We start from the raw sequence: 23,542 nt of genomic DNA, 5'->3' as shown, positions 1-23,542 counted from the left end.
ACTTGACTTTCTATTTTTATTATTTTATAATCTAGTTATCAAAACTAGATAAAAAGGAGTCGGAAATGAAAACTGATTTTTCCTACCCCAAATGGGCAGAAATTCCAAATATTGACCTCTATCTGGACCAGGTTTTGCTTTATGTCAATCAGGTCTGCGCCCCTATCAATCCTGATAAAGACAAGGGCCTGACAGCATCTATGGTCAATAACTATGTCAAACATGGTTACCTGACAAAGCCTGACAAGAAAAAATACCAACGCCAACAGATTGCACGTTTGATTGCTATCACAACCCTCAAGTCTGTATTTTCTATTCAAGAAATAGCACAGACACTGAATACTCTACAAACTCAAGCAAGTTCAGACCAACTCTACGATGCTTTTGTAAACTACATGAACCAAGGAATTGATCCAGCTAACCCCATTATCCAAACCAGCTGCCAAACCGTTAAACTCTATCACCAAACTCTAGACTTAATCGATCATACTCAAGAGGAGGTAATCCAATGAACACTAGTCTTAAACTCAGCAAACAACTCAGTTTTGGAGAGGAGATTGCTAATAGCGTGACCCATGCCGTAGGTGCAGTCACAATGCTCATCTTACTCCCTATTTCATCCACCTATAGTTACGAAGCACACGGATTTTTATCCTCTATCGGCGTTTCCATTTTCGTCATCAGTCTCTTTCTCATGTTCCTCTCATCCACCATTTACCACTCTATGGCCTATGGTTCGACCCACAAATACGTCTTGCGAATTATTGACCATTCTATGATTTATGTGGCTATCGCAGGCTCTTATACGCCAGTCGTCTTAACCTTGATGAATAACTGGTTTGGCTATCTAATTATTGCCATCCAGTGGGGAACGACCATCTTTGGTATTCTCTATAAAATCTTTGCTAAAAAGGTCAATGAGAAATTCAGCCTTGCTCTTTACCTGATTATGGGCTGGTTGGTTCTAACTATCATTCCTGCCATTATCAGTCAAACGACACCAATTTTCTGGAGTCTCATGGTAACTGGCGGACTCTGTTATACAGTTGGGGCTGGATTTTACGCCAAGAAAAAACCTTATTTCCACATGATTTGGCATCTCTTTATCCTAGCTGCGTCCGCACTCCAATACATCGCTATTGTTTATTACATGTAAAAAAGTTGAGAAATTCAATCTCAACTTTTTTCTTTACACATATTAATAAAGTACTGGTGCAAGCGCACATCATCAGTCAATTCTGGATGAAAAGAAGTTACCAACATATTTTTTTCTTGGGCTGCAACGATTTGATTGTCAACTGTTGCTAGAATTTCTACATCTTCTCCAACACTACTGATAATCGGACCGCGAATAAAAGTCATTGGAATCTGACCGACTCCCTTACATTCTGCTTCCGTGTAGAAACTTCCTAATTGGCGCCCATAGGCATTGCGCTCGACCACCATATCCATAGTTCTTAGATGACTCTCTTCCTGAGAAGTAATTTCCTTAGCTAAGAGAATCAAGCCTGCGCAAGTACCAAAAACGGGAAGTCCAGAAAGTATGGTTTCTCGAATGGGAATCAGCATGTCCTGCTCACGTAAGAGCTTGCCCATGGTTGTAGATTCCCCACCAGGTAGTATCAAACCCGACAAATCACTCTGATGTTTCTGAAAATCTTCTAAATTTCTGATTTCAACACTCTCGACACCTAATCGATCTAGCACTTTTGCATGTTCTGCAAAGGCCCCTTGCAAGGCCAATATTCCGATTTTCATCTATTTTCCTCGCTCAGCCATGAGAATTTGGATTTCATTTTCATTGATACCAACCATGGCTTCTCCTAAATCTTCAGAGATTTGAGCTAGAATTTGAGGATTACGGAAGTTAGTCACCGCTTTGACAATAGCACTCGCTCGTTTAACAGGATCTCCTGACTTAAAAATACCTGAACCGACAAAGACGCCCTCTGCTCCCAATTGCATCATCAGCGCGGCATCTGCTGGCGTTGCAACGCCTCCAGCCGCAAAGTTTACAACTGGCAATTTTCCATGTTCATGGACATATTGAACCAATTCTACAGGGACTTGTAAGTCCTTGGCGGCAACATAAAGTTCGTCCTCACGTAGGTTTTGAATGCGGCGAATTTCCTGATTCATCATACGCATATGACGAACGGCTTGAACGATATCCCCCGTACCCGGTTCTCCTTTGGTACGAATCATAGAAGCTCCTTCAGCAATACGACGCAAGGCTTCTCCCAAATCCTTAGCCCCACAGACAAAAGGAACTTGGAATTCTTTTTTGTCCACATGGAAACGATCGTCTGCTGGAGATAAAACTTCACTCTCATCAATATAGTCAATCTCAATAGCCTCTAAAATCTGAGCTTCAACAAAGTGCCCGATTCTGACCTTGGCCATCACTGGAATACTAACCGCTTCTTGGATTTCCTTAATCATCTTTGGATCACTCATACGGGAAACACCACCAGCTGCACGAATATCAGCTGGAATTCGCTCCAAGGCCATAACAGCAGCCGCACCAGCGGCCTCTGCAATACGAGCCTGTTCAGGGTTCTGAACGTCCATGATAACCCCACCTTTGAGCATCTGTGCCAAGTTTTTATTTAGTTCATAACGATTTTCAGTCATTTCTTTATCCTCATCATTTGTATTGGTAGCTACCATTTCATTTTAAGTTAGATTAAAATGAAGTACAAGATAAAAAAAACGTAATTGTATGGGTACAGAATAGTTAAAAAACTATCTGGCCTTAACTTAAGGTCAGATAGCTCATTCATTTTTATTTTTCAGCTGTAAGTGCAGCCATTGTGATGTAGTTGTATGGTTTGTTGAAGTGTGGCAAGAAGAATAGGTCTGTCAATGCCAACTTATCAATTGTCACATGCTCTTGGATAGCAAGTGAGAACATGTGGATTCCCATGCTGATTGCAGAATCGTGTGAAACCATTTGTGCACCAAGAATTTCACGGCTATCTTTGTCAAAGACAATCTTGATGGCAACTTCATGGTTGTCATGTTTCATGAATTCTGGTTTTTGAAGATCGTTAAAGCCTGTTTCAGTTGCGTTGTAACCAGCAGCTTTAGCTTTTTCAAGAGTCAAACCAGTTGAAACCATGTGAAGACCGTAGATTGAGATACCATTTGAACCTTGAACACCGATTCCTTCCAATTCATGTCCACATGCGTTATATGCACCAACGATACCAGTACGAACAGCATTTGAAGCAAGAGCGATGTAGCTAGTGTCTTTACGAGCGTTGTCATAAACAGTCGCACAGTCACCTACTGCGTAAACGCCTGGGATAGATGTTTCTTGTTTCTTGTCTACAAGGAAGGCACCGTTACGGAAGAGTTCAATCTTACCATCAGCAAGGGCTGTGTTTGGACGGAAACCAACTGCAAGGATAACCATATCCACATCGAAAGTTTCTTTATCAGTAATCAAGCGTTCAACTTTACCGTCACCCTCAATTGCTTTAACAGTTTGACCAAGCGCCAAGCGGATGTTGTGGTCTTCCAAGTTCTTCGCCATCATTTGTGTGAAGTCTTTGTCATAGTAACCGTTCAAGACAGTATCAACGATATCAACAAGGATAACTTCTTTTCCAAGACGTTCAAAGGCTTCAGCAAGTTCAACACCGATATAACCACCACCAACAACGGCGATACGGTCAAGGTGTTGACTCTTATCAGACAATTTGTGAATCACTTCTTCAGCGTTTTGGTACAATTTAACGAATTGTACATTTTCAAGAGTTGCTTTAAATTCGCGGTTTCCTTTAACAATTTCAACACCTTCGATTGGTGGCAAGATTGGTGTAGAACCTGTAGCGAAAATCAATTTCTCGTATGATTCTTTGTGCTCTTTCCCTTCAACTTCTGCTGTAACTACTTTGTTATCATAGTCGATTGAAAGAACTGGTGAGTTCATGTAAACCTTAGCACCTTTAGCTTCCAATTTTTCTTTATCAGAATAGAACAAGCCTTCAGCACCATCAATTTGTTCACCAATCCAAAGGGCCATTCCACATCCTAGGAAAGAGATGTTAGAGTTTTGGTCGAATACAACGATTTCGTTCTCATTGCCAAAATTATCCAACATAGTATTAATACATGCTGTACCAGCGTGGTTAGCACCAACTACAACGATTTTACTCATAGAAAAATTCCTACCTTCAATTTTAAATTTACTCTTCTAGTATAACATTTACTGTTAGCGTTTACAAGAGTTTAGCTAATTTTCCCGATTTTTTTGTAAAAAAATGTAAATAATCTGTATTTTATCAGTCTTTCTTACAATTACTCTTTATTTTCTGAGCATATTTCTTGACAAGTTTACAAATTTTATTTGTGAAAACGCTGACTTTATGGTATGCTAGTATCATGGAAAGAAAATGTAAGGGGTTAAATTTAATATAAATTTACAATATTTCAACCTTCTTTTCATAAGAGAAAGGAGTTGGTAGCTTGCCTCTTAGTTCACATTCTGAACGGCTAATGGGGACTACTATCACTATTTCATTAGTGGATGAGCAAGCCGATATCTTGCTCCAAAAATCCTTTGATTTGCTCAAAGAGTTAGAATATCGTTTCAATGCCAATAGCCAAGAATCTGAGTTGATGGAGATCAATTATCAAGCTGGAATAGCTCCAGTCAAAGTTCATCCAGACCTGTTTGAACTGATTTCACTTGGATTAGAGCATAGCCTAGCGCCCTCTAGTCATCTCAACATCAGCATTGGTCCCTTGATTCAAACCTGGCGCATTGGTTTTTCAGATGCCAAAGTTGCCCAGCCTCAAGAAATTGAATCGGTGCTACCTTTAATCAATCCTCATTCTATCGAGTTAGATTCTTCCACTTGCACTGTGTTTTTAAAACAAAAAGGAATGAAAATCGATCTGGGTTGTTTAGCCAAGGGTTATAGTGCGGATAAAGTTGCCCAATTTCTGAGAGAAGAGGGAGTAACATCTGCCTTGATCAATCTGGGAGGGAATATCCTGACTATTGGAAAAAATCAGGCAAGAGATAATCAACCTTGGCAAATCGGGATTCAAGACCCAGCTAATCCGAGGGGAAATCACTTAATGACCATCCCTATTGTCAATCAATCTGTCGTGACTTCAGGCATTTATGAACGTCACCTGACTGTCGATGGAAAAGATTACCATCATATTTTTGACAGCCAAACAGGATATCCTGTTGAAACGGAACTAGCTAGCCTCACCATCATCTCTGATAAATCCGTTGATGGTGAAATCTGGACAACTCGTCTATTTGGAGAAAGACCTGCTTCTATCCTCTGGCAAGTTGAAAGTTTGGAGGGCATCGAAGCTATTCTCATCGATAAGGAAGGTCACCTAAGCTGTTCTTCAGGAATTCCTACTCTATAGAAACAACTGTTTCAATGGAGTTTAAAATTGTATTATGTAAAAAGAGAAAGGAAATCTCATGTTAAAACTTATTGCTATTGTTGGAACAAATTCAAAACGTTCTACAAACCGCCAATTGCTTCAATACATGCAAAAACACTTTGCTGAAAAAGCTGAAATTGAACTTGTTGAAATTAAAGACATTCCTGTCTTCAACAAACCAGCTGACAAGCAAGTACCTGCTGAAATTTTAGAAATTGCTGCTAAAATTGAAGAGGCAGATGGCGTTATTATTGGTACTCCTGAGTATGACCACTCTATCCCAGCTGTTTTGATGAGCGCTCTTGCTTGGTTGTCTTATGGTATCTATCCACTTTTGAACAAACCAATCATGATTACAGGTGCTTCATATGGTACGCTTGGTTCATCACGTGCCCAATTACAACTTCGCCAAATCTTGAATGCCCCAGAAATCAAAGCAAGTGTCCTTCCAGATGAATTCTTGCTTTCACATTCTCTTCAAGCCTTCAATCCAAGTGGAGATCTAGTGGATCTTGATGTTATCAAAAAATTAGATGCCACTTTTGACGACTTCCGTATCTTTGTAAAAATTACAGAAAAATTGCGCAACGCACAAGCCCTACTTCGCAAAGATGCTGAAGACTTTGACTGGGAAAATTTGTAAGATAGGAGACCAAAAAGAATGAAATTTGTTGGACTTGTAGGATCAAACTACGATCAATCATATAACCGTAAACTCTTGGAATTCATCCGTCGTCACTTCAAACTCAAATTTGAATTAGAAGTTCTCGAAATTGATGAAGTTCCAATGTTTAACCAAGACGAAAAATGGGACGAAAGCTTCCAATTGCGTCTCTTGTATAACAGAATTACGCGTGCTGATGGTGTCATTATTGCTACTCCTGAGCACAACCACACAATCTCAGCTTCTCTTAAATCAGTTCTTGAATGGCTTTCATACGAAGTTCATCCATTTGAAAACAAACCAGTCATGATTGTGGGAGCTTCTTACTACGACCAAGGTACTTCTCGTGCCCAAGTTCACCTTCGTAAGATTCTTGACGCTCCAGGTGTCAATGCCTACACTCTTCCAGGAAATGAATTCCTTCTTGGTAAAGCTAAAGAGGCTTTTGATGTTAATGGAAATATCACGAATGAAGGAACTGTTAATTTCCTTGAAACATGCTTGGACAACTTTGTAAAATATGTGGGAGTCGTTTCAAAATTGAAAAAACCAAAACCAATTGAGCCAGAAGATTTATATTGTACAAATTCAATTGCAACTACTATCCAAGGTGTTGATCCAGATGATCCTGAATGGGTAGAAAAAGCTGCTGAACTTGTTGGAGCTGTTTCTGGAGATACTTACGTTAAATTAGACCACGGTATCTTGACAGTTAACCAACTTGACATGTTCTTGAAAGCAATGCCATTTGAATTGACATTTGCAGATGATAATAATCAATTCTTGTACTTTAATAACGCACACCAAGACCCAGATACAATGTTTGGTAAACGTGTCCGTGCTCAATCAGGAAATAGATTAGGAACAGTACACGGTACATTGCCAGATTCTAGAATGAAAAACGTTGAATGGGTTGTCGGCGTATTGCGTAACGGGGATCAAGAATATGTCCGTACAATTGTGCCGGGAACACCTGAAGGTGTTATTAATACCCATAATTACCAAGCAATGTACTATCCAGATGGTTCATATGCTGGAATTAATGAGATTATCTTTAATTTCCAACCATGGCTTGACTGGTACCTCAATACAACTGGTCAACGTCTAGTTGGTGGAAATGCTGCAGCTCCTGCCGGAGGCCACGGTGGTGCAGATGCCACATCTGGGGCTTCTGATTCAGGTGATGCTGGAGGCCACGGTGGTGGCGCAGACGCTACATCTGGCGCAAGTAATTAATACTTTTAGGAACCATTTTGGTTCCTTTTTAAGTGACAAAAGACTAGCAGACAAAAACTGCTAGTCTTTTGGTTATTATTTTATCTATCCTTATTAAAAGAAAGAATATTTATACTCAATGAAAATCAAAGAGCAAACTAGGAAGCTAGCCGCAGGCTGTACTTGAGTACGGCAAGGTGAAGCTGACGTGGTTTGAATTTGATTTTCGAAGAGTATTATTATGAATTTGGATCATCGAGACTACGGCCATGTAAACCTTTTTCACGTTGGACTTGACGTAGTTTATCTGGTGTAACATCGTTTCCTTCTTCGTCCACAATTTTGATCCCTTCGATGTGGTGACGAACAGTGCGACGATAACCTTCGATGTACTCCTCACGTAGTTTGGCTTGTTCTACTTTTTCTTCTGGGGTTAAGCCTTCTGCTTTTTTCTTTTTGGCAAGCTCGTTGATACGAGCGATTTTTTTCGGATCCATTTCTTCTCCTTTGTGATAAGATACAGTCCGTTTGACTGAGTTTATTTAGTATTAATTTGGTTAAAACGAGCAAGTTTAGCTGCTTTTTGAGTTAATTGCGACAAGATTGCCAAACGATTTTGACGGACTGCTTCATTTTCAGCCATAACCATGGTATTCTCAAAGAATGCATCAATGACTGGGCTAAGCGCAAAGAGTTGTTTCAATTGCTGACTGGCAGTCCCTGACAAAACGAGTGATTCGACGGCTTCTGCCAAGGTTTTCTCTTCTTCATTCTCAAAGAGAGCTGAATCAACTGTAGCAACACCTTTTGCCTTCTCAGTCAAGTTAAAGGCACGAGAAAGTGATTCAACAGATGGTTTGAAGTCTTCTTCCTTGCTTGCTTCTACGAGAGCAATTGCCGCTTCCAACATATCCGCCACAACAAAGTTTGATCCTTCAAGAACGGCTTCCTTGATATCTTTTGGAGTAGAACCCATCATCTTATCAACACGAGCCTTGATAAAATCCATAACCTCTGCCTTATTTTCATAAGTCAAGCTGTCAAATTTCAAAGCATAAAGGCTATCAATCAACTCATCCATAGCAATGTGCCAACCAAAGGCATCCAAGATACGAACCACACCTTGAGTCGCGCGACGAAGAGCATACGGGTCATTAGACCCAGATGGAATCAAACCTACTGAGAAGAAGCTCAAAATCGTATCCAATTTGTCTGCAATGGCTAGAATGGCTCCAACCTTGCTCTCTGGAAGTTCTCCTTCGGCTGATGTAGGCATGTAGTGTTCACGAATAGCAGCTGCTACCGCTGGAGTTTCCCCAGCAAGAAGGGCATATTTTTCACCCATAATTCCTTGGAGCTCGTCAAATTCGCCAACCATACCTGTCAACAAGTCAAACTTGTAAATGGCTGCTGCACGGGCTAGGTCAATCGTTTCATCCGCTGACAAACCAGCTTTTTCTGCCAAGAGAATAGCAATCTGCCCCGTACGAATCATGTGTTCACGAAGGGAACCAATCTTCTCGTGGAAAGTGACATTGTTTAATTTTTCAACAAGTTCTGAAATGACTAATTTTTGGTCTTCTCGCCAGAAGAATTCGCCGTCTTCCAAGCGGGCTACCAAGACTTTTTCATTTCCTTTGATGACATTTTCCAAATGCTCTGCGTTTCCGTTACGAACAGAAATGAAGTTTGGCAATAGTTTACCGTCTTGATCACGGACAACAAAGTAACGTTGGTGTTCTTTCATCGAAGTCACCAAAACTTCTTCTGGAACTTCAAGATATTTGGCATCAAAACTTCCCATAAAGGCAGTCGGGTATTCAACCAAGTTCAAGACTTCATTAAGCAAGTCCGCATCAATTTCGATGCGTACACTATGCTCAGCTTCGATTGCTTTGATTTGGTCAACAATCATTTGCTCTCGTTCACGTGGATCTGCTATTACAAATTGTGCACGAAGATCTTCTTCATAGCTCAATGCTGACTGAATTTTGGTTTCTTTCCCCAAGAAACGATGACCACGGCTCACACGACCTCCCTTGATATCAAGGAAATCCAAATCAAACTCTTGCTCATCCAAGAGAACAATTAAGGTGTGAACAGGGCGGATGTATTCAAAACTATTTCCAGCCCAGTGCATGCTGACAGGGAAAGTCAGTGACTTCAAGACATCCACAACACCTGGAACAATGGCTTCAACTGCTTGACCAATTTCTTCCTTAGTGACATAGACATATTCTTCACCCTTGATTTCACGGAATTCAATATCTTCAACAGTCAATCCTTTTCCACGGACAAATCCTTGAGCTGCTTTGGTGAAGTTTCCATCACTATCCAAGGCAATTTTCTTTGCTGGCCCCTTGAAATCTTCTGTCAAATCAGACTGTTTGTCTGCAAGACCAGTTACACGAACAGCCAAACGACGTGGTGTTGAGAAGGTCTGAATAGCTTCAAAAGACAGGCGGTTTTCCTTGAGGAAGACTGCCATTTTTTCGCCTAGTTGTTTTTCACTTGGTGTGACAACATAGGCTGGTAATTCTTCAAGACCGAGTTCTACTAATAAGTTTTTTGTCATGTTTTTTCTCCGAAAAATATCTTTTTATTTTCCAGTTTGCCTTATGTGATTGGCACGCAAGCAACCAACTTCGTTGTTTCATTGCTAAAATTGGAGCCAAAAGTCTCCAATTTTGCCTAGTATCCTTAGTTTCACTAAGGATACCTTCATCACTGCGGCAACTGGTTCAGGGCTCACACTGTTCGCCCATTTTCGTAATTTGTCACTTTCTTTATTCCGCGTCTTCTGCTAAGAGTTTAGCTCTTGTTTCTTCATCCAAAAGTGGGTAGCCTAGGCGTTTGCGTTCTGCGACAAAGGTTTTGGCTACGACACGGGCCAAGTTACGGATACGAGCGATATAGCCTGCGCGCTCTGTTACAGATACGGCACCACGCGCATCAAGCAGGTTAAAGGTATGTGAACATTTGAGAACATAGTCATAGGCAGGGTGAACCAAACCTTCTTCCAAGGCACGACCAGCTTCTTTTTCAAACTTATCAAAGTTTTCCAGCAACATTTCTTGATCTGAAATTTCAAATGAATATTTTGAGTGCTCATACTCAGGCTGGATAAAGATTTCTCCATATTTTACACCATCAGCCCACTCGATATCATAGACAGAGTCTACTTCTTGAATGTAAGAAGCCAAACGCTCCAAACCATAGGTAACTTCCGCAGTCACAGGGCCAGTTGCCAATCCACCTACTTGTTGGAAATAAGTGAACTGAGTGATTTCCATCCCATCAAGCCAAACTTCCCAACCGAGACCTGCAGATCCAGTAGATGGGTTTTCCCAGTTGTCCTCAACAAAACGAATATCGTGTTCCAAAGGATTGATTCCCAATTTTTCCAAAGACTCAAGGTACAGTTCTTGGATGTTTGATGGAGAAGGCTTCATGACCACTTGGAATTGGTGGTGTTGGTAGAGACGGTTAGGGTTTTCCCCATAACGACCGTCAGCAGGACGACGTGATGGCTCCACATACGCTGCATTCCATGGCTCAGGACCGATAGCACGAAGGAAAGTGTAAGGACTCATTGTACCCGCACCTTTTTCATTATCATAAGCTTGCATAAGCATACAACCTTGGTCATTCCAAAATTGTTGCAAAGTCAAAATAATTTCTTGAAATGTTAATTTCTTAGACATTGTTTACTCCTTTTTATATAAATTACTTGCGACACGAGTCTGCCTCGTCGATCATACGAGGCAAGACGAGTTAGTACTGCGTCTAGCTCAGGCAATCTAGTGCTGAGCGTGAGGCAGTCCGACTATAAGGAGGTTTCTGCCACTGACGCAGTGGAAAGTCAATTTTTTAGACATTGTTTACTCCTTTAGTTTTTATATTTCTTTTTCAATTAATTTCTGCTGAACAAACCAATTTAACAAGGGTAGAGTTTTATCTGTATTTGCCCATAAATGATAAGAATCGAAGACCGCTTGTACACTACCTAGATTTTCTACCAACTTATCTATTGTCAAAAAACTACGCCAGTATTCGTAAAAAATACTTGCATAGTTCTTATCATAAGTCGAAGAACCAAAATCATTCAATGAATGCCAACCATACTTCTTCTGAAAAAGTTCTACAAGAGATTGATTACAAATTTTTTCCGCTTGAAATTCCTCTTCTGTCAAGAAATACTTGCGACTAATATATTCAACCATCCCCTCTTCGAACCATATATAAGAGTCGTAACCATCAAAATCATCTAAAAAATGCTCCGACCAATGAGCTAACTCATGTCCTACAATCTGTAAGAGGAAATTTTCAGATAAAGAATGATAGTGACTTTCTATTGCTTGAGTTTGCTGAGAACACTCGTAGTCCATCAACTGATACAAATACAACTCTTTCCAAACAGCTAAATCAGGCGTCATAACCATTCGTCTATTATTTGTATAGGCTGGAACTGCACTTTCCCTAATAATCTGTGTAGCAGCATTAAAACTTGACCAAATAACAGCTTGCGGTAAATCACAGACTGCAAGTTCATTCTTTAAAAAAGATTGATAATCTTTCAACTTTTCAGTATTTCTTACTACAAAATTACGAAATGCAGCTAGTTGACTATCGTCTTTTACAAGATAAAGGTTTTCCACGTCTCTCCTTTCTTTCACATAATAGACTGAATAAGCGAAAGAACCGCGTCCGACAATCCTAGGTTGATTTAACCTAGGGGCGTCAGAAACGCGGTTCCACCCTAATTTATTACTTCATTGTTTTTGAAAATACTACAGAAAGCGCCAGTTCTTTATTTTGCCCTACTTGGCTCCCACTATCCCAAGCTCGCTTGAAGAACGCCATAAGACTTTCTTTCCTGCAGACTATTATATCAAAAATTGGAACAATGTACAATTCTTTTTATGATTTTCTAGAAATCCATGTCATCAACTCGTGGAGCACCAGACTGAACAGCAATTGTTTTTAAGGTTTCACGTTCCTCATGATTCAGCTCAATTCCGAAACAATCAAGATTAGCCTGAATACGAGATGCTGTAACAGATTTCGGAAGTGGTAAAAATCCTTCTGCTAAGCTCCAGGCCAAGGCTATCTGAGCAACAGACTTTCCGTGATTTTCAGCTATTTCTTGCACTTCCTTACTATCAAATAGTTCTCCCTGACCAAAAGGTCCCCAAGCTTCCAATAAAATTCCTTTTTCTCGACAGTAATCTACGACTTCCTCTTGATACACACCTGGAGCCAAACGAACTTGATTGACCGCTGGAAGAATTTTTGCTGTTTCAAGCAAGGCATCCAAATGATGGGGAAGAAAATTACTAACACCGATAGCACGGATTTTGCCTTCTAGGTAAAGATCCTCCATCGCTCTCCAAACTTCTGAATTTCGGATTTTCCAGTGGTTATTTTCTCTGAGTGGTTTTGGATTTGGCCAATGAATCAAATACAAATCCAAATATCCCAAGCCCAGCTTCTCTAAAGACTCTTCAAAAGCCTGACGAGCTTGCTCATAGTTGTGATTTGTATTCCAGAGTTTACTGGTTACAAAAATTTCCTCATGCGGAACGCCACTATCTTGAATAGCACGACCAACGCTTTCTTCATTTTTATAAATAGCTGCCGTATCTATATGGCGATAGCCTGCCTTTAAAGCCTCTAGTACAGCTTGATAGGCAATCTCTCCATTTTCAGCTTTCCAGGTTCCAAATCCCAGTACTGGAATCGTAACACCATTATTTAAAATATAAGATTTCATTTTTTCCTTTCTAAATTAGAAGAAAATCCAAAGAAGCAAATTTTTAAGGAAAACTCATCTCTTTAGATTTTGTGTATTATTGATTTCGATCGTAATAGAGCTGATGAGCTTTAAGACGAGAGTCTAACAAATCTGGAATTGTCACAAAGTCATAGCCCTGACCTTTCAAATAGTCAATGACCTTTGGTAAAGCATTCACTGTTTCAGCATGGATATCATGCATAAGAATAATAGAACCACTCTTGACTTCACGCTGAATTTCTGTCAAAATAGATGCTTCATTTTTACTCTTCCAGTCCAGACTATCCACATCCCACATAATAAAACTCAAATCGAGGCTATTGCGAATGTCGTCTGTAATGGCTCCATAAGGCGGACGCATAAGTTTTGAACTAGAACCCAGTACTTTAGTTAGCGCATCCTCAGTATCAGTAATCTGTTTTTTAGCTTCATCAAGGGAAAGTTTTGAAAGCACTGGATGACTCCAACTATGGTTTCCAATAACATGGCCATCCGATTTCATACGTTTCAAAATCTCTTCATTTCCAGAAACATTCTTACCTAAAACAAAGAAAGTTGCCTTGATACCATACTTAGAAAGAGTATCTAATGCTTGATTTGTCGTTGCAGGATTTGGTCCATCATCAAAAGTCAAGGCTACTACTTTACGATTTTTCTTTTCATAATAAGCCTTATATAGCTCTGCATCCTTATCTAATAAATAAGAGGTCTGAATGACCTCAAAGAAACTAGATACTGGCAAGGCAATCTCGTCTAGATTTTCCACTGATTGACTTGGATAAAGGATAATTTGGCTATCCTTATAATCAAAGTTCCATGCAGACAAGTCTTGATCAGAGAAGCCTTTAACAATTTGATCAATCTTTTCTTGGTCCAATTTCTTATCCTGTAAAAAAGTGGTGATTTCTTTTAACAACTGCTCTTTGGCTTTACTAGGATCTGAAAATAATTGATCAAGTGTAAAAGGTTTACCATCTTCTGTCAAATGTACTTTTGCCAGACTAGTTTTTTCAGTCTCTTCAACTTTTGACGAAGTTAAATCATAGACTTGTTTCATCACACTTCGGTTGACAATCCCTTTTAAAGTCGAATCCTGTTTCTCCGTATAATAAAAAACCAGATTTTCCTTATCCTCTAGATTGTCTTTAATATCCTGTGTCATGATTCCCTTTATAGACGAAATCACTTGCTCCCCTTGGAGAGGATAATAGGCAATTACTTCGGCTTGTCCCTTACGAAAATGATCTTTCTGATTTCCCTCACTCAATTGATTATCTTTATCATTTTTTAAAGACTCAATTTTTTGTTCGAAACTTTGCTTTGTATATACTTTGTATCCAATCATTGAACCAAGGACACAAATACTTACCGAAAAGATAGCTACCAGGGCTATTAAACCGATTCTCTTTTTATCGTGCTCAACACGTTTTGCTCTACTTTTATCCATAGAGATATCATATCAAATTCAGGCTATAATTTCAATTATTTTAGAGGAAATAGTATATTAAAAAGAGGGGAACTCCCTCTTAAAATCTTATTTTACTGCTTCTTTCAAAGCATCTACCTTGTCCAAACGTTCCCATGGAAGGTCAATATCTGTACGTCCCATGTGTCCATAAGCCGCTGTTTGACGGTAAATTGGACGCTTGAGGTCCAGCATTTGGATAATTCCTGCAGGGCGAAGGTCAAAGATTTGACGGGCTGCTTTTTCAAGCTTGCTTTCGGCTACTGTTCCTGTACCAAAGGTATCGATACGAACAGAGACAGGCTGCGCAACACCGATGGCATAGGCCAATTGCACTTCTGCTTTCTTAGCAAGGCCTGCTGCAACGATATTCTTGGCAATATAACGAGCCGCATAAGAGGCTGAACGGTCCACCTTAGTCGCATCTTTACCAGAGAAGGCACCACCACCGTGACGAGAGTAGCCACCATAAGTATCTACGATGATCTTACGACCAGTCAAACCTGAGTCCCCTTGCGGTCCACCGATTACAAAACGACCAGTAGGATTGATGAAGAATTTGGTTTGCTCATCCAAGTAAGAGGCTGGAATAACCTCTTTGATAACCTTATTAATGACATCATTGTGAATTTGTTCGTTGCTGACTTCTGGATCGTGCTGAGTTGAAATAACAACTGTGTCCACACGTACTGGACGGTCATTTTCATCATACTCAACCGTAACTTGTGATTTAGCATCTGGGCGAAGATAGCTAATTTCCCCAGACTTACGAAGTTCTGCCAGACGACGAACCAATTTATGACTGAGTGAAATTGGTAAAGGCATGAGCTCTTCTGTTTCATCCACTGCAAAGCCAAACATGAGACCTTGGTCTCCAGCACCAATCAAGTCCAGCGGATCTTGATCTGCATTTCCACGAACCTCCAAGGCTTCATTAACACCTTGGGCAATGTCAGGAGATTGTTCCACCAAAGATGGATGTACTCCTACAGTCTCTGCAGAAAATCCATACTCGGTATTGGTATAGCCAATCTCTGCAATGGTATCACGAACCACACGGTTAATATCCACATAGGCATTTGTAGAAATTTCACCAAAAACGTGGACAGATCCAGTGTATACAGCTGTCTCAGCAGCAACGTGCGCCTCTGGATCCTTGGCTAAAATAGCATCCAAAATCGCATCTGAAATTTGGTCTGCAATCTTATCTGGATGCCCCTCAGATACAGATTCAGACGTGAATAATTTACGTTCTGACATAAAAATGTCCCCCCTTAAAAATAGTGTTATAGAGTTACAAAGTACTGATAGGAAATTTCTTAGTGCTGAATACCTACCATCTTATCGGGACTATATAACTCTTCCATTATACCATTTTTAAGAGCAATTTGCAGTCTTTAATATGATGTTTCAATGTAGATATTTCGTTCTCATAAAGCAAAAAGTTGGAGCTCAGCACTCCAACAGTTGCTATTAAAATGTTTGGCGTTTTGCTTTACGCTCTGCACGACCGCGAGCACGATTTTCCGCGCGCTTAGTTTTACGGCTCTTTTCGTCAACCGCCCATTTAATTTTCTTCTTATAACCCGGTTTGACTTTTTTCTTTTTCTTTTTAACCAAACCAATCATTTCGATATCAAGTTTATCTTGTTTTTTCTCACGGTTGGCACGACGATCACGGTCATAAGTATCTTGAAATTCCCCGTCTTTGACCATCTTAGGAGTAAACTTGATTCCCAATTTCTCCAACTCACGGATATCCGAGTCATCACTTGGCTGATAAAGGGTAATAGCTGTACCTAGTAGGCCATTTCTTCCAGTACGACCAACACGGTGAACAAAGAAGGACAAATCTTGCGGAATGGCATCATTGATGACATGGCTGACACCTTCAATGTCAATTCCACGCGCTGCCAAATCTGTTGCAACAATATACTCAAAATCCAGATTTTTTACCTGATTCATGATTCTCTTGCGCTCACGAGGGGCAATATCCCCATGGATTTTTGCCACCTTCAAGCCTTGAGCAGTCAGATATGAATGCAATTCATCAGCACGCGTTTTAGTGTTAACAAAAATCATTGCCAAATACGGTTGCATCAACTGAGTCAACTGGTAAATTTGAGCATTCTTATCTCGGCCCTTGGTCGAAATCAACCAATTATCAATGGTATCAGAAATGACCGTTTTGGTCTTGATTTTCTCCATGACAGGATTTGATAAGTATTTTTTCAAGAATGGTTGCAACTTTTGTGGGATAGTCGCTGAGAAGACCATGAATTGCAGATCTTTTGGAAGGCTTCCAGCAATCTTATCAACCGTTTCTAAGAATCCCATATCCAAGGTCATATCTGCCTCATCAACTACAAAGGTCTTAGCTTTATGAATAGCTAAATCACCAGATTTAACCAAGTCATAGATACGGCCAGGCGTTCCGATAACAATATGAGGCTGGTTACTTGCCAATTTGTCAATCTGGCGAGCCTTATCTGTCCCTCCCACATAATTAACCACACGAACTTCTACTTCTGAGTGAGTAGCAATCTGACGGGCTGCTTGGTAAATTTGAGTAGCTAATTCACGGCTCGGTGCAGTAATGACTGCTTGAACACTATCGCTGGCTTCATCTAATTGCTGGAAAATCGGCAATAGGAAAGTGTGAGTCTTACCCGAACCTGTTTTTGATTCACCGACTAGGTCACGACCTGCCAAAACAATCGGAATCAACTTGTCTTGCACCTCTGTCGGAGTTGTAAATTTCAACTCCTCCAAGGCTTCACTAATATATTTTTTAAATTGAAATTTCGTAAATGACATAATATCCTCGATTCTATCTATCCTATCAATTATACCATATTTTATTCCATTTCAGTAGTCTCACTCATAGAGCTTACTTTCAGTAGTTTATCTAATCAAAAAAAGGCTGGAATTTGTGAATCCCAACCTCTTTTTAGTCCTTATTTCCAGTTTAAAATAGCATTCAAGCCATAGTGATCACTGACTTGCGGACTCTTGTTACCATCAAATACGACATGTAAATTTTCCACCGCTAACTCTTTGGTAGTAAAAACATAGTCGATTCGAAGGGGTTCTGTGTTCCCCTTCCAGCCATCAATTTCTGGTGGAACAGTATAGCTACCACTTTTCTCTTGAGCAACTTCAAATGCGTCTTGTAAGCCTAATGGACTAGCTAAAATAGCTTGGTATCCTTCCTGACCAGCTGGGTTGTTGAAATCTCCAGCCATCAAAAGTGGCTTGTTCAATTCTTTCAAGACAGCCTCAAATCGTGCCCATTCTTCTTGGAAACCTTTATCCCACCAAGAAAGGTGGACACTTGCAACTGCAAGCTCCTTACCATCAACTACAGTTTCAGCCAGGGCGACACGGCGAGTATGATAGTCTGTTGGATCATCCACATCTGAAACCAAAATTTCTCTTGCTTCAATAGGTGTTTTAGACAAGATAGCCACACCTTCATGGTAGCGGTCATAACCGATATGGTTATAGGCCCAAGTCCAGTAGTAATCTTTTCCTTGCTCTGACAACTTTTCAACCAAAAGTCTAACATAATGGTCTTGATGAATAGGCTCAGCAGCTGGCAAAGCTTGATAAAGGTCATTAACCTCCACCTCTGGCGAAGTAATCTCCTGATTGATTTCTTGGAAACATATCAAATCATAGTCTTTATCAAGAATATCTTCAAGCAAGAGCTGGAATTTTTCCTCGGCTTCTTTTTCCATCCAGCTATGAGTATTGAGTGTTAAAAATTTCATGCTTTTCTCCCAAAACAAGAGGTTGGAAAACAGCTTCCAACCTCAAGTGTATTACAATTCTACTTTAGCAACTGCTGTTTTAGCTGCAAGAGAACCTGTTTGTTCTAATTTAACTGATTTAATAGCTTCAGCATTTGTGAAGACAACTACTGTAGAAGTTTCACGACCTGCTGCACGGATAGCATCCAAGTCAGCTGTGACAAGAAGATCACCTGCTGCAACTTTTTGTCCTTCAGCTACATGAACAGTAAATGGTTTTCCTTCAAGACTTACTGTGTCCAAACCAATGTGAACCAATACTTCAAGACCTGCTTCAGTCACAAGACCAAGAGCATGTTTTGTAGGGAAGATGCTTGATACAGTACCTGAAACTGGAGATACAATGTTTCCATTTGCAGGTTCTACAGCAAATCCGTCACCCATCATTTTTTGAGCAAATACTGGATCTTTTACTTGTTCCAAAGCAACAACTTGACCGTCAGCTACTGAGTAAACTTCCTCTGTTACACCTTTGTAGTGTACAGTGTTTTGTTGTGCTTCTGTCATTTGACTTGGAAGAGTTTCAGGAATGATTTCACCTGAATCAAGGATATCTTGGATATCAGATTTCAATACGTCTGCTTTTGGACCGTAGATAGCTTGAACTCCTTGTCCTTTCATGACAAGACCCATAGCTCCTTCTGCTTTCCATTGTTCTGCATCACCGACTTTGTCAGCATCTTTTACAGTTACACGAAGACGAGTCATACATGCATCAACATCAACGATGTTTGCACGTCCACCAAGAAGGTTGATAATGTTTACAGCTTGAGAACCTGCTGCAACTTTCACTTCACTGCTAGCTTCTTCTGAACCTTCAGCAGTTTCGTAGTTTCCGTTACGTCCTGGAGTTGCGTAGTTGAATTTTTGAATCATGAAGTTTGCGATAAAGTACATGATTACGGCAAAGAGAACAGTTACCCAGATAAAGTTAACAATATCCATACCAATACCAGCGCTAATCGCAATAGGTGTACGAGTCAAGAACTCGATTGAACCGAATGAGTGCATACGTAGGTTTACTACATCAGACATAGCGAAGGCCGCACCTTGAACAAGTGAGTAAACAAGGTACATAGGTGTTGCTACAAACATGAACATGTATTCGATTGGTTCAGTAACCCCTGTCAAGAATGTTGCAAGAGCTGTCGCAATCATCATACCTTTATATTGATGTTTCTTATCAGCATCGACATTACGGTAGATAGCCACAATCACACCCATCAAGATACCGAACGAACCGATCATTTGTCCAACTTTGAAACGAGCTGGGTGAACAGTATCTAACAATTGTTGGTAGTGACTTGCATCTGTACCTTTAAGGTTAACAAGGTCTGTTACCCATGCAAGCCAAAGTGGATCTTGACCAAATACTTGGCTACCTTTTGCTGCACCAGTTAAGACTTCATAAGTACCACCAAGAGCTGTGTAGTTCATTGGGATAGTCAACATGTGGTGAAGACCAAATGGCAAGAGCAAGCGTTCCAATGTACCATACAAGAATGGTGCAAGGATTGGAGCAGTTTCTTGTGAGTTAGCAATCCAGATACCAAAGCTATTGATACCAGTTTGCACAAGTGGCCAGAAAGCTGAAAGTACGATTGCAGCAATTACTGAACGAAGAATAACTACAAACGGTACAAAACGTTTTCCGTTAAAGAATGAAAGTGCATCAGGAAGCTTACGGAAGTTGTAGTATTTGTTGTAAGCAGTTGCTCCAATAAAACCAGAAATAATCCCTACGAAGACACCCATGTTAAGTGCTGGAGCTTCCATAACACTAATGAAGTAATCAGCAACTTTGATTGATCCACCAAAGAGAGTTGTTACCATAGCTTCTGGATTTTTCAACATATCTCCTGATACGCCAAAGATTGTACCAGTGATACGATTGATTAGGACAAAGGCAAGACCTGCCGCAAACGCACCACCAGCGCGTTCCTTAGCCCAGCTTCCTCCAATAGCGAGGGCAAACAAGATATGAAGGTTAACGATGACTCCCCAACCGATTTGCTCTAGTACACCACCAGTAGTAACGAGTGGGGCAAAGTTAGGGTTGATCATCACAAGTGACTTACCGATTGAAATCATCAAACCAGCAGCCGGCATAACCGCGATAACCACCATCAAAGCCTTACCGAATTTTTGCCAAAACTCGAAAGACAAGACATTTTTGAATGTATCTTTCATCATTCAAATCTCCTTTATTTTTATTTAGGCAAACGTTTTACGAAAACGTTTGCACTTTCTACAATTCAATTATACCACTTTTTTTTTTTTTGTAAAGGCTTTTATTAAAAAAGTAGACTTTTTTCTAAAATTTTTGTAGTAAAAAAGGAGATAGTAAAATCTCCTCAAATATACATCTATTAAAATTTAGACTTTTAAGAATCGGCGCATGGAAATTCCTGATCCGATTGAACCGATAAAAATTCCAATCACAAATAATAAGGCAATCATCAGTGGACTGAATACTTCTGGTGATATCATTGAAAGGTTCTGACCAACTAATGACTTATTAACTGATTGGTAAACTATTTTATAGACAATAAATACCAAAACTGATGGAAGTGTTGCTCCAAGCAAACCGATGAAGGCACCTTCAAGCAAGAAAGGCCCGCGGATATAGCCATTCTTAGCACCTACTAAACGCATGATTTGAATTTCACGGCTTCGTGAAATGATGGTGATACGTATAGTATTAGAAATCAAGAACACCGCAATGAAAATCAATAATCCAGCGATAACTAGTCCCCAGACACGTATAAATGAGGCTAACTTAAACAAGCGTTCTGTATTGGCACCACCATCTTGAACTTCTGACACACCTTCGATTTTTTTAGCCTCTTCTGCTACTGTCTTTACATCACTTGGTGTATTTGTATCAACGATATATGCATCATAGAGAGGATTGGCATCGCCTTCAAAGATTTTCCAGTTGTCCCCCATTGTTTCTGTCAACTTTTCATATTGTTCTTCTTTACTTGAAAACGTAACACTTTTAACGGTTAACATACCTTTCAAAGCATCATATACCTTATGGTAGTCGTTATTTGTAACAGTTTGACCTTCTTTTTCAATCGTCTCACTATTATCAGCTACGTCCTTACGAATGTATACCATTACTCGAACATTATTTTCAATATCTGTAGCTAGTTTAGCCGTATTAAAGATAACAGATGCAAATATTGCAACCAAGGTCAAAGTAATCATAACTGAACTGACAGCAGCTACTGTCATCCAGCCATTTCGTTTCAAACTTTTTAATGATTCAAATAAATGACGAAAAAATCTACTAATCATCGTATCCATATTCTCCTTTAGCTTCGTCACGAACGACACGGCCATTTTCAATGGCAATGACACGGTGGCGCAAGGTATTTACAATCTGACTGTTGTGGGTAGCCATCAAGACAGTTGTACCTTGGAGATTGATGCGTTCCAGCAAGTTCATAATTTCCCATGAATTATCTGGGTCCAAGTTTCCTGTTGGTTCGTCCGCAATCAATACTTTTGGATTGTTTACAATAGCACGCGCTATCGCAATACGCTGTTGTTCTCCCCCTGAAAGTTCATTTGGGAAAGAACGAACCTTATGCTTCAATCCAACCAAGTCTAAAACTTCCATAACACGTTTTTTGATATTACGGCGGCTCTCACCAATAACTTCCATTGCATAAGCAATATTTTCATAAACGGTTTTCTTTGGTAACAGTTTATAATCTTGGAAGACAACCCCAACACTACGACGTAGGAGAGGGACATCTTTCTTTTTAATTTTAACCAGATTAAAACCAGCAACAGATAAGCTTCCTTTTTCGATTTTTACTTCGCGATACAAAGAACGAATAAAGGTTGATTTCCCAGCTCCTGAAGGTCCTACGATGTAAACAAATTCCCCTGGTTGAACGCTTACCGAGACACCACGTAGGGCAGTCGTTCCATTGTCGTATTTTTTGACAACATCTCTCATTTCAATAATTGACATGTGAGTTCCTTTCTATCTTAGCTGATTCTCCACTTGAGATAGGCATCAATAAAACCATCTAGGTCTCCATCCATAACCTTATCTACTTGTGCAACTTCAAAGCTAGTTCGATGGTCTTTTACCATAGTATATGGCGTGAAAACATAAGAACGAATTTGACTTCCCCATGTGATTTCCTTTTTCTCACCCTTGAGGGAATCGACTTCCGCAGCTTTCTTCTCCTGCTCCATTTGATAGAGCTTAGCCTGCAACATCTTCATGGCACGATCTCTATTTCCATACTGGGTACGATCGACTGTTGACTGAACGACAGTTCCCGTAGGAATGTGTGTCAAACGCACACCTGTTGAAACCTTGTTGACGTTTTGTCCACCAGCACCACCTGAACGGAAGGTATCCATCTTGATATCATCTTCCCGAATTTCCACTTCAATGGTATCATCCAATTCTGGCATTACTTCTACAGATGTGAAAGAGGTATGGCGACGTTTAGCAGAGTCAAATGGTGAAATTCGCACCAAACGGTGTACCCCCATTTCTGACTTGAGAAGACCATAGGCATTAGGTCCTTCAAATGATAAGGTTACTGACTTGATACCAGCTTCATCTCCTGCTTGGTAATCCAATACTTCCACTTTAAAGCCTTTAGCATTTCCATAGCGAGTGTACATACGAAGCAACATATCACCCCAGTCCTGAGCCTCAGTACCACCGGATCCTGGATGGATTTCCAAAATCGCATTATTATGGTCATAAGGTTCTGACAAGAGCAAGGTCATCTCGTAACTGGTCATCATCTTATCAAGTTCGGATAACTGCGTTACCAATTCTTCATACACCGACTCATCTTCAACTAAAAAGTCTAATAAAATTTCAACTTCATCCTGCAACTCTTCCATTTTGTGGAAGGTATTGTAGGTGTTTTTTAATTCATTTAATTCTTGCGACGTTTTTTGGGCCGCGATATTATCGTTCCAAAAATCAGGTTCTGTCATCTTGTTTTCCAAGATGGCAATCTCTTCCTCTAAACCTTCGAGGTCAAAGAGACCCCCTGAAAGAAGCTAATTTTTCACGATTTGCGTCAATTTTTTGACGAATTTCTGAAATGTCCATAAATACTCCTTTTTTATATCGTTTTATTATACCATAATCTATCATTTCTTTCCATCTTTTGCTCTACTACCCT

21 protein-coding genes are annotated in these 23,542 nt (G+C 40.0%); 5 read left to right on the top strand and 16 right to left on the bottom strand.

What is annotated here, in order from left to right; genetic code table 11:
• Window positions 1-65 precede the first annotated feature (65 nt).
• Together D8848_RS04920 and trhA are read left to right on the top strand one after the other, a co-directional pair.
• A complete protein-coding gene (locus tag D8848_RS04920; RefSeq protein ID WP_060627954.1) occupies window positions 66-512 on the top strand; it encodes a DUF1836 domain-containing protein in 447 nt (148 codons plus the stop codon).
• The gene (gene trhA, locus D8848_RS04915; protein WP_060627951.1) at window positions 509-1,156 is read left to right on the top strand and encodes a PAQR family membrane homeostasis protein TrhA; all 648 of its coding nucleotides are present in this window, start codon (window positions 509-511) and stop codon (window positions 1,154-1,156) included. Before D8848_RS04920 ends, trhA begins: the two co-directional genes overlap by 4 nt.
• Window positions 1,157-1,176: 20 nt before the next feature.
• On the opposite strand, the gene pdxT is transcribed toward trhA, so the two are convergent.
• The 3 genes from pdxT to nox all read right to left on the bottom strand — a co-directional run bounded on the left by pdxT (window position 1,177) and on the right by nox (window position 4,165).
• Window positions 1,177-1,758, bottom strand: coding sequence for a pyridoxal 5'-phosphate synthase glutaminase subunit PdxT (gene pdxT / locus D8848_RS04910; protein WP_125443057.1), 582 nt, complete (start codon window positions 1,756-1,758; stop codon window positions 1,177-1,179).
• Window positions 1,759-2,634, bottom strand: a complete 876-nt coding sequence (gene pdxS, locus D8848_RS04905; protein WP_000138517.1) for a pyridoxal 5'-phosphate synthase lyase subunit PdxS — start codon at window positions 2,632-2,634, stop codon at window positions 1,759-1,761.
• A gap of 151 nt (window positions 2,635-2,785) precedes the next feature.
• Window positions 2,786-4,165 carry a H2O-forming NADH oxidase gene (gene nox, locus D8848_RS04900; RefSeq protein WP_094753557.1) on the bottom strand — a complete coding sequence of 460 codons (1,380 nt, stop codon included), beginning with the start codon at window positions 4,163-4,165 and terminating at the stop codon, window positions 2,786-2,788.
• 308 nt (window positions 4,166-4,473) lie between these two features.
• On the opposite strand from nox, the gene D8848_RS04895 reads away from it, so the two are divergent.
• Genes D8848_RS04895 through D8848_RS04885 form a run of 3 tightly spaced genes read left to right on the top strand, consistent with a single transcriptional unit; the run spans window position 4,474 to window position 7,318 of the window.
• Window positions 4,474-5,397, top strand: a complete 924-nt coding sequence (locus tag D8848_RS04895) for an FAD:protein FMN transferase (RefSeq protein ID WP_125443056.1) — start codon at window positions 4,474-4,476, stop codon at window positions 5,395-5,397.
• A gap of 58 nt (window positions 5,398-5,455) precedes the next feature.
• Window positions 5,456-6,061, top strand: a complete 606-nt coding sequence (locus D8848_RS04890) for an NADPH-dependent FMN reductase (protein WP_000915951.1) — start codon at window positions 5,456-5,458, stop codon at window positions 6,059-6,061.
• A gap of 18 nt (window positions 6,062-6,079) precedes the next feature.
• Complete coding sequence (locus tag D8848_RS04885; protein ID WP_004256847.1) at window positions 6,080-7,318, top strand: NAD(P)H-dependent oxidoreductase; 1,239 nt, start codon at window positions 6,080-6,082, stop codon at window positions 7,316-7,318.
• Window positions 7,319-7,536: 218 nt separating this feature from the next.
• Here D8848_RS04885 and D8848_RS04875 read toward each other — a convergent pair whose 3' ends face one another.
• The 13 genes from D8848_RS04875 to prfB all read right to left on the bottom strand — a co-directional run bounded on the left by D8848_RS04875 (window position 7,537) and on the right by prfB (window position 23,469).
• Window positions 7,537-7,794, bottom strand: coding sequence for a DUF896 family protein (locus D8848_RS04875; protein WP_125443055.1), 258 nt, complete (start codon window positions 7,792-7,794; stop codon window positions 7,537-7,539).
• Window positions 7,795-7,835: 41 nt separating this feature from the next.
• The gene (gene glyS, locus D8848_RS04870; protein ID WP_125443054.1) at window positions 7,836-9,872 is read right to left on the bottom strand and encodes a glycine--tRNA ligase subunit beta; all 2,037 of its coding nucleotides are present in this window, start codon (window positions 9,870-9,872) and stop codon (window positions 7,836-7,838) included.
• Window positions 9,873-10,083: 211 nt separating this feature from the next.
• Window positions 10,084-11,001 carry a glycine--tRNA ligase subunit alpha gene (gene glyQ / locus D8848_RS04865; protein WP_000038736.1) on the bottom strand — a complete coding sequence of 306 codons (918 nt, stop codon included), beginning with the start codon at window positions 10,999-11,001 and terminating at the stop codon, window positions 10,084-10,086.
• A gap of 192 nt (window positions 11,002-11,193) precedes the next feature.
• Complete coding sequence (locus D8848_RS04860) at window positions 11,194-11,955, bottom strand: elongation factor Tu (RefSeq protein ID WP_125443053.1); 762 nt, start codon at window positions 11,953-11,955, stop codon at window positions 11,194-11,196.
• A gap of 272 nt (window positions 11,956-12,227) precedes the next feature.
• Window positions 12,228-13,070 (bottom strand): aldo/keto reductase, encoded by an 843-nt coding sequence (locus D8848_RS04855; RefSeq protein ID WP_125443052.1) that lies wholly within the window; start codon window positions 13,068-13,070, stop codon window positions 12,228-12,230.
• 76 nt (window positions 13,071-13,146) lie between these two features.
• Window positions 13,147-14,538: a peptidoglycan-N-acetylglucosamine deacetylase PgdA gene (pgdA, locus tag D8848_RS04850; RefSeq protein WP_125443051.1), complete on the bottom strand. Its 1,392-nt coding sequence runs from the start codon at window positions 14,536-14,538 to the stop codon at window positions 13,147-13,149.
• Window positions 14,539-14,625: 87 nt separating this feature from the next.
• The gene (metK, locus tag D8848_RS04845; protein WP_000003942.1) at window positions 14,626-15,816 is read right to left on the bottom strand and encodes a methionine adenosyltransferase; all 1,191 of its coding nucleotides are present in this window, start codon (window positions 15,814-15,816) and stop codon (window positions 14,626-14,628) included.
• A gap of 213 nt (window positions 15,817-16,029) precedes the next feature.
• A complete protein-coding gene (locus tag D8848_RS04840) occupies window positions 16,030-17,373 on the bottom strand; it encodes a DEAD/DEAH box helicase (RefSeq protein ID WP_125443050.1) in 1,344 nt (447 codons plus the stop codon).
• A gap of 140 nt (window positions 17,374-17,513) precedes the next feature.
• Complete coding sequence (locus D8848_RS04835; RefSeq protein ID WP_125443049.1) at window positions 17,514-18,329, bottom strand: endonuclease/exonuclease/phosphatase family protein; 816 nt, start codon at window positions 18,327-18,329, stop codon at window positions 17,514-17,516.
• 51 nt (window positions 18,330-18,380) lie between these two features.
• Entirely contained in the window at window positions 18,381-20,561 is a 2,181-nt protein-coding gene (locus tag D8848_RS04830) for a PTS transporter subunit IIBC (protein WP_084819648.1), read from the bottom strand.
• A 183-nt stretch (window positions 20,562-20,744) separates the two neighbouring features.
• Window positions 20,745-21,671, bottom strand: coding sequence for a permease-like cell division protein FtsX (ftsX, locus tag D8848_RS04825; protein ID WP_125443048.1), 927 nt, complete (start codon window positions 21,669-21,671; stop codon window positions 20,745-20,747).
• Entirely contained in the window at window positions 21,664-22,356 is a 693-nt protein-coding gene (ftsE, locus tag D8848_RS04820) for a cell division ATP-binding protein FtsE (protein WP_000022269.1), read from the bottom strand. The genes ftsX and ftsE overlap by 8 nt, the downstream gene beginning before the upstream one ends.
• A 17-nt stretch (window positions 22,357-22,373) precedes the next feature.
• Window positions 22,374-23,469, bottom strand: a protein-coding gene (gene prfB / locus D8848_RS04815; RefSeq protein ID WP_125443047.1) for a peptide chain release factor 2 whose coding sequence is annotated in 2 segments (ribosomal slippage) — window positions 22,374-23,396 and window positions 23,398-23,469 — 1,095 coding nt in all. Because the reading frame shifts where the segments join, the coding sequence is not laid out codon by codon here.
• Between the last annotated feature and the right edge of the window lie 73 nt (window positions 23,470-23,542).

The organism is Streptococcus mitis, from assembly GCF_003942775.1.
Taxonomy (GTDB): Bacteria; Bacillota; Bacilli; order Lactobacillales; family Streptococcaceae; genus Streptococcus; species Streptococcus mitis_CN.
This window is presented reverse-complemented; position numbering and strand designations above follow the sequence as displayed.

Bases quoted from the DNA above. Each gene is read 5' to 3' on its own strand.
- D8848_RS04920 (WP_060627954.1), top strand. From the start codon at position 66: ATGAAAACTGATTTTTCCTACCCCAAATGGGCAGAAATTCCAAATATT.
- trhA (WP_060627951.1), top strand. From the start codon at position 509: ATGAACACTAGTCTTAAACTCAGCAAACAACTCAGTTTTGGAGAGGAG.
- pdxT (WP_125443057.1), bottom strand. From the start codon at position 1,758: ATGAAAATCGGAATATTGGCCTTGCAAGGGGCCTTTGCAGAACATGCA.
- pdxS (WP_000138517.1), bottom strand. From the start codon at position 2,634: ATGACTGAAAATCGTTATGAACTAAATAAAAACTTGGCACAGATGCTC.
- nox (WP_094753557.1), bottom strand. From the start codon at position 4,165: ATGAGTAAAATCGTTGTAGTTGGTGCTAACCACGCTGGTACAGCATGT.
- D8848_RS04890 (WP_000915951.1), top strand. From the start codon at position 5,456: ATGTTAAAACTTATTGCTATTGTTGGAACAAATTCAAAACGTTCTACA.
- D8848_RS04885 (WP_004256847.1), top strand. From the start codon at position 6,080: ATGAAATTTGTTGGACTTGTAGGATCAAACTACGATCAATCATATAAC.
- D8848_RS04875 (WP_125443055.1), bottom strand. From the start codon at position 7,794: ATGGATCCGAAAAAAATCGCTCGTATCAACGAGCTTGCCAAAAAGAAA.
- glyS (WP_125443054.1), bottom strand. From the start codon at position 9,872: ATGACAAAAAACTTATTAGTAGAACTCGGTCTTGAAGAATTACCAGCC.
- glyQ (WP_000038736.1), bottom strand. From the start codon at position 11,001: ATGTCTAAGAAATTAACATTTCAAGAAATTATTTTGACTTTGCAACAA.
- D8848_RS04855 (WP_125443052.1), bottom strand. From the start codon at position 13,070: ATGAAATCTTATATTTTAAATAATGGTGTTACGATTCCAGTACTGGGA.
- pgdA (WP_125443051.1), bottom strand. From the start codon at position 14,538: ATGGATAAAAGTAGAGCAAAACGTGTTGAGCACGATAAAAAGAGAATC.
- metK (WP_000003942.1), bottom strand. From the start codon at position 15,816: ATGTCAGAACGTAAATTATTCACGTCTGAATCTGTATCTGAGGGGCAT.
- D8848_RS04840 (WP_125443050.1), bottom strand. From the start codon at position 17,373: ATGTCATTTACGAAATTTCAATTTAAAAAATATATTAGTGAAGCCTTG.
- D8848_RS04835 (WP_125443049.1), bottom strand. From the start codon at position 18,329: ATGAAATTTTTAACACTCAATACTCATAGCTGGATGGAAAAAGAAGCC.
- D8848_RS04830 (WP_084819648.1), bottom strand. From the start codon at position 20,561: ATGATGAAAGATACATTCAAAAATGTCTTGTCTTTCGAGTTTTGGCAA.
- ftsX (WP_125443048.1), bottom strand. From the start codon at position 21,671: ATGATTAGTAGATTTTTTCGTCATTTATTTGAATCATTAAAAAGTTTG.
- ftsE (WP_000022269.1), bottom strand. From the start codon at position 22,356: ATGTCAATTATTGAAATGAGAGATGTTGTCAAAAAATACGACAATGGA.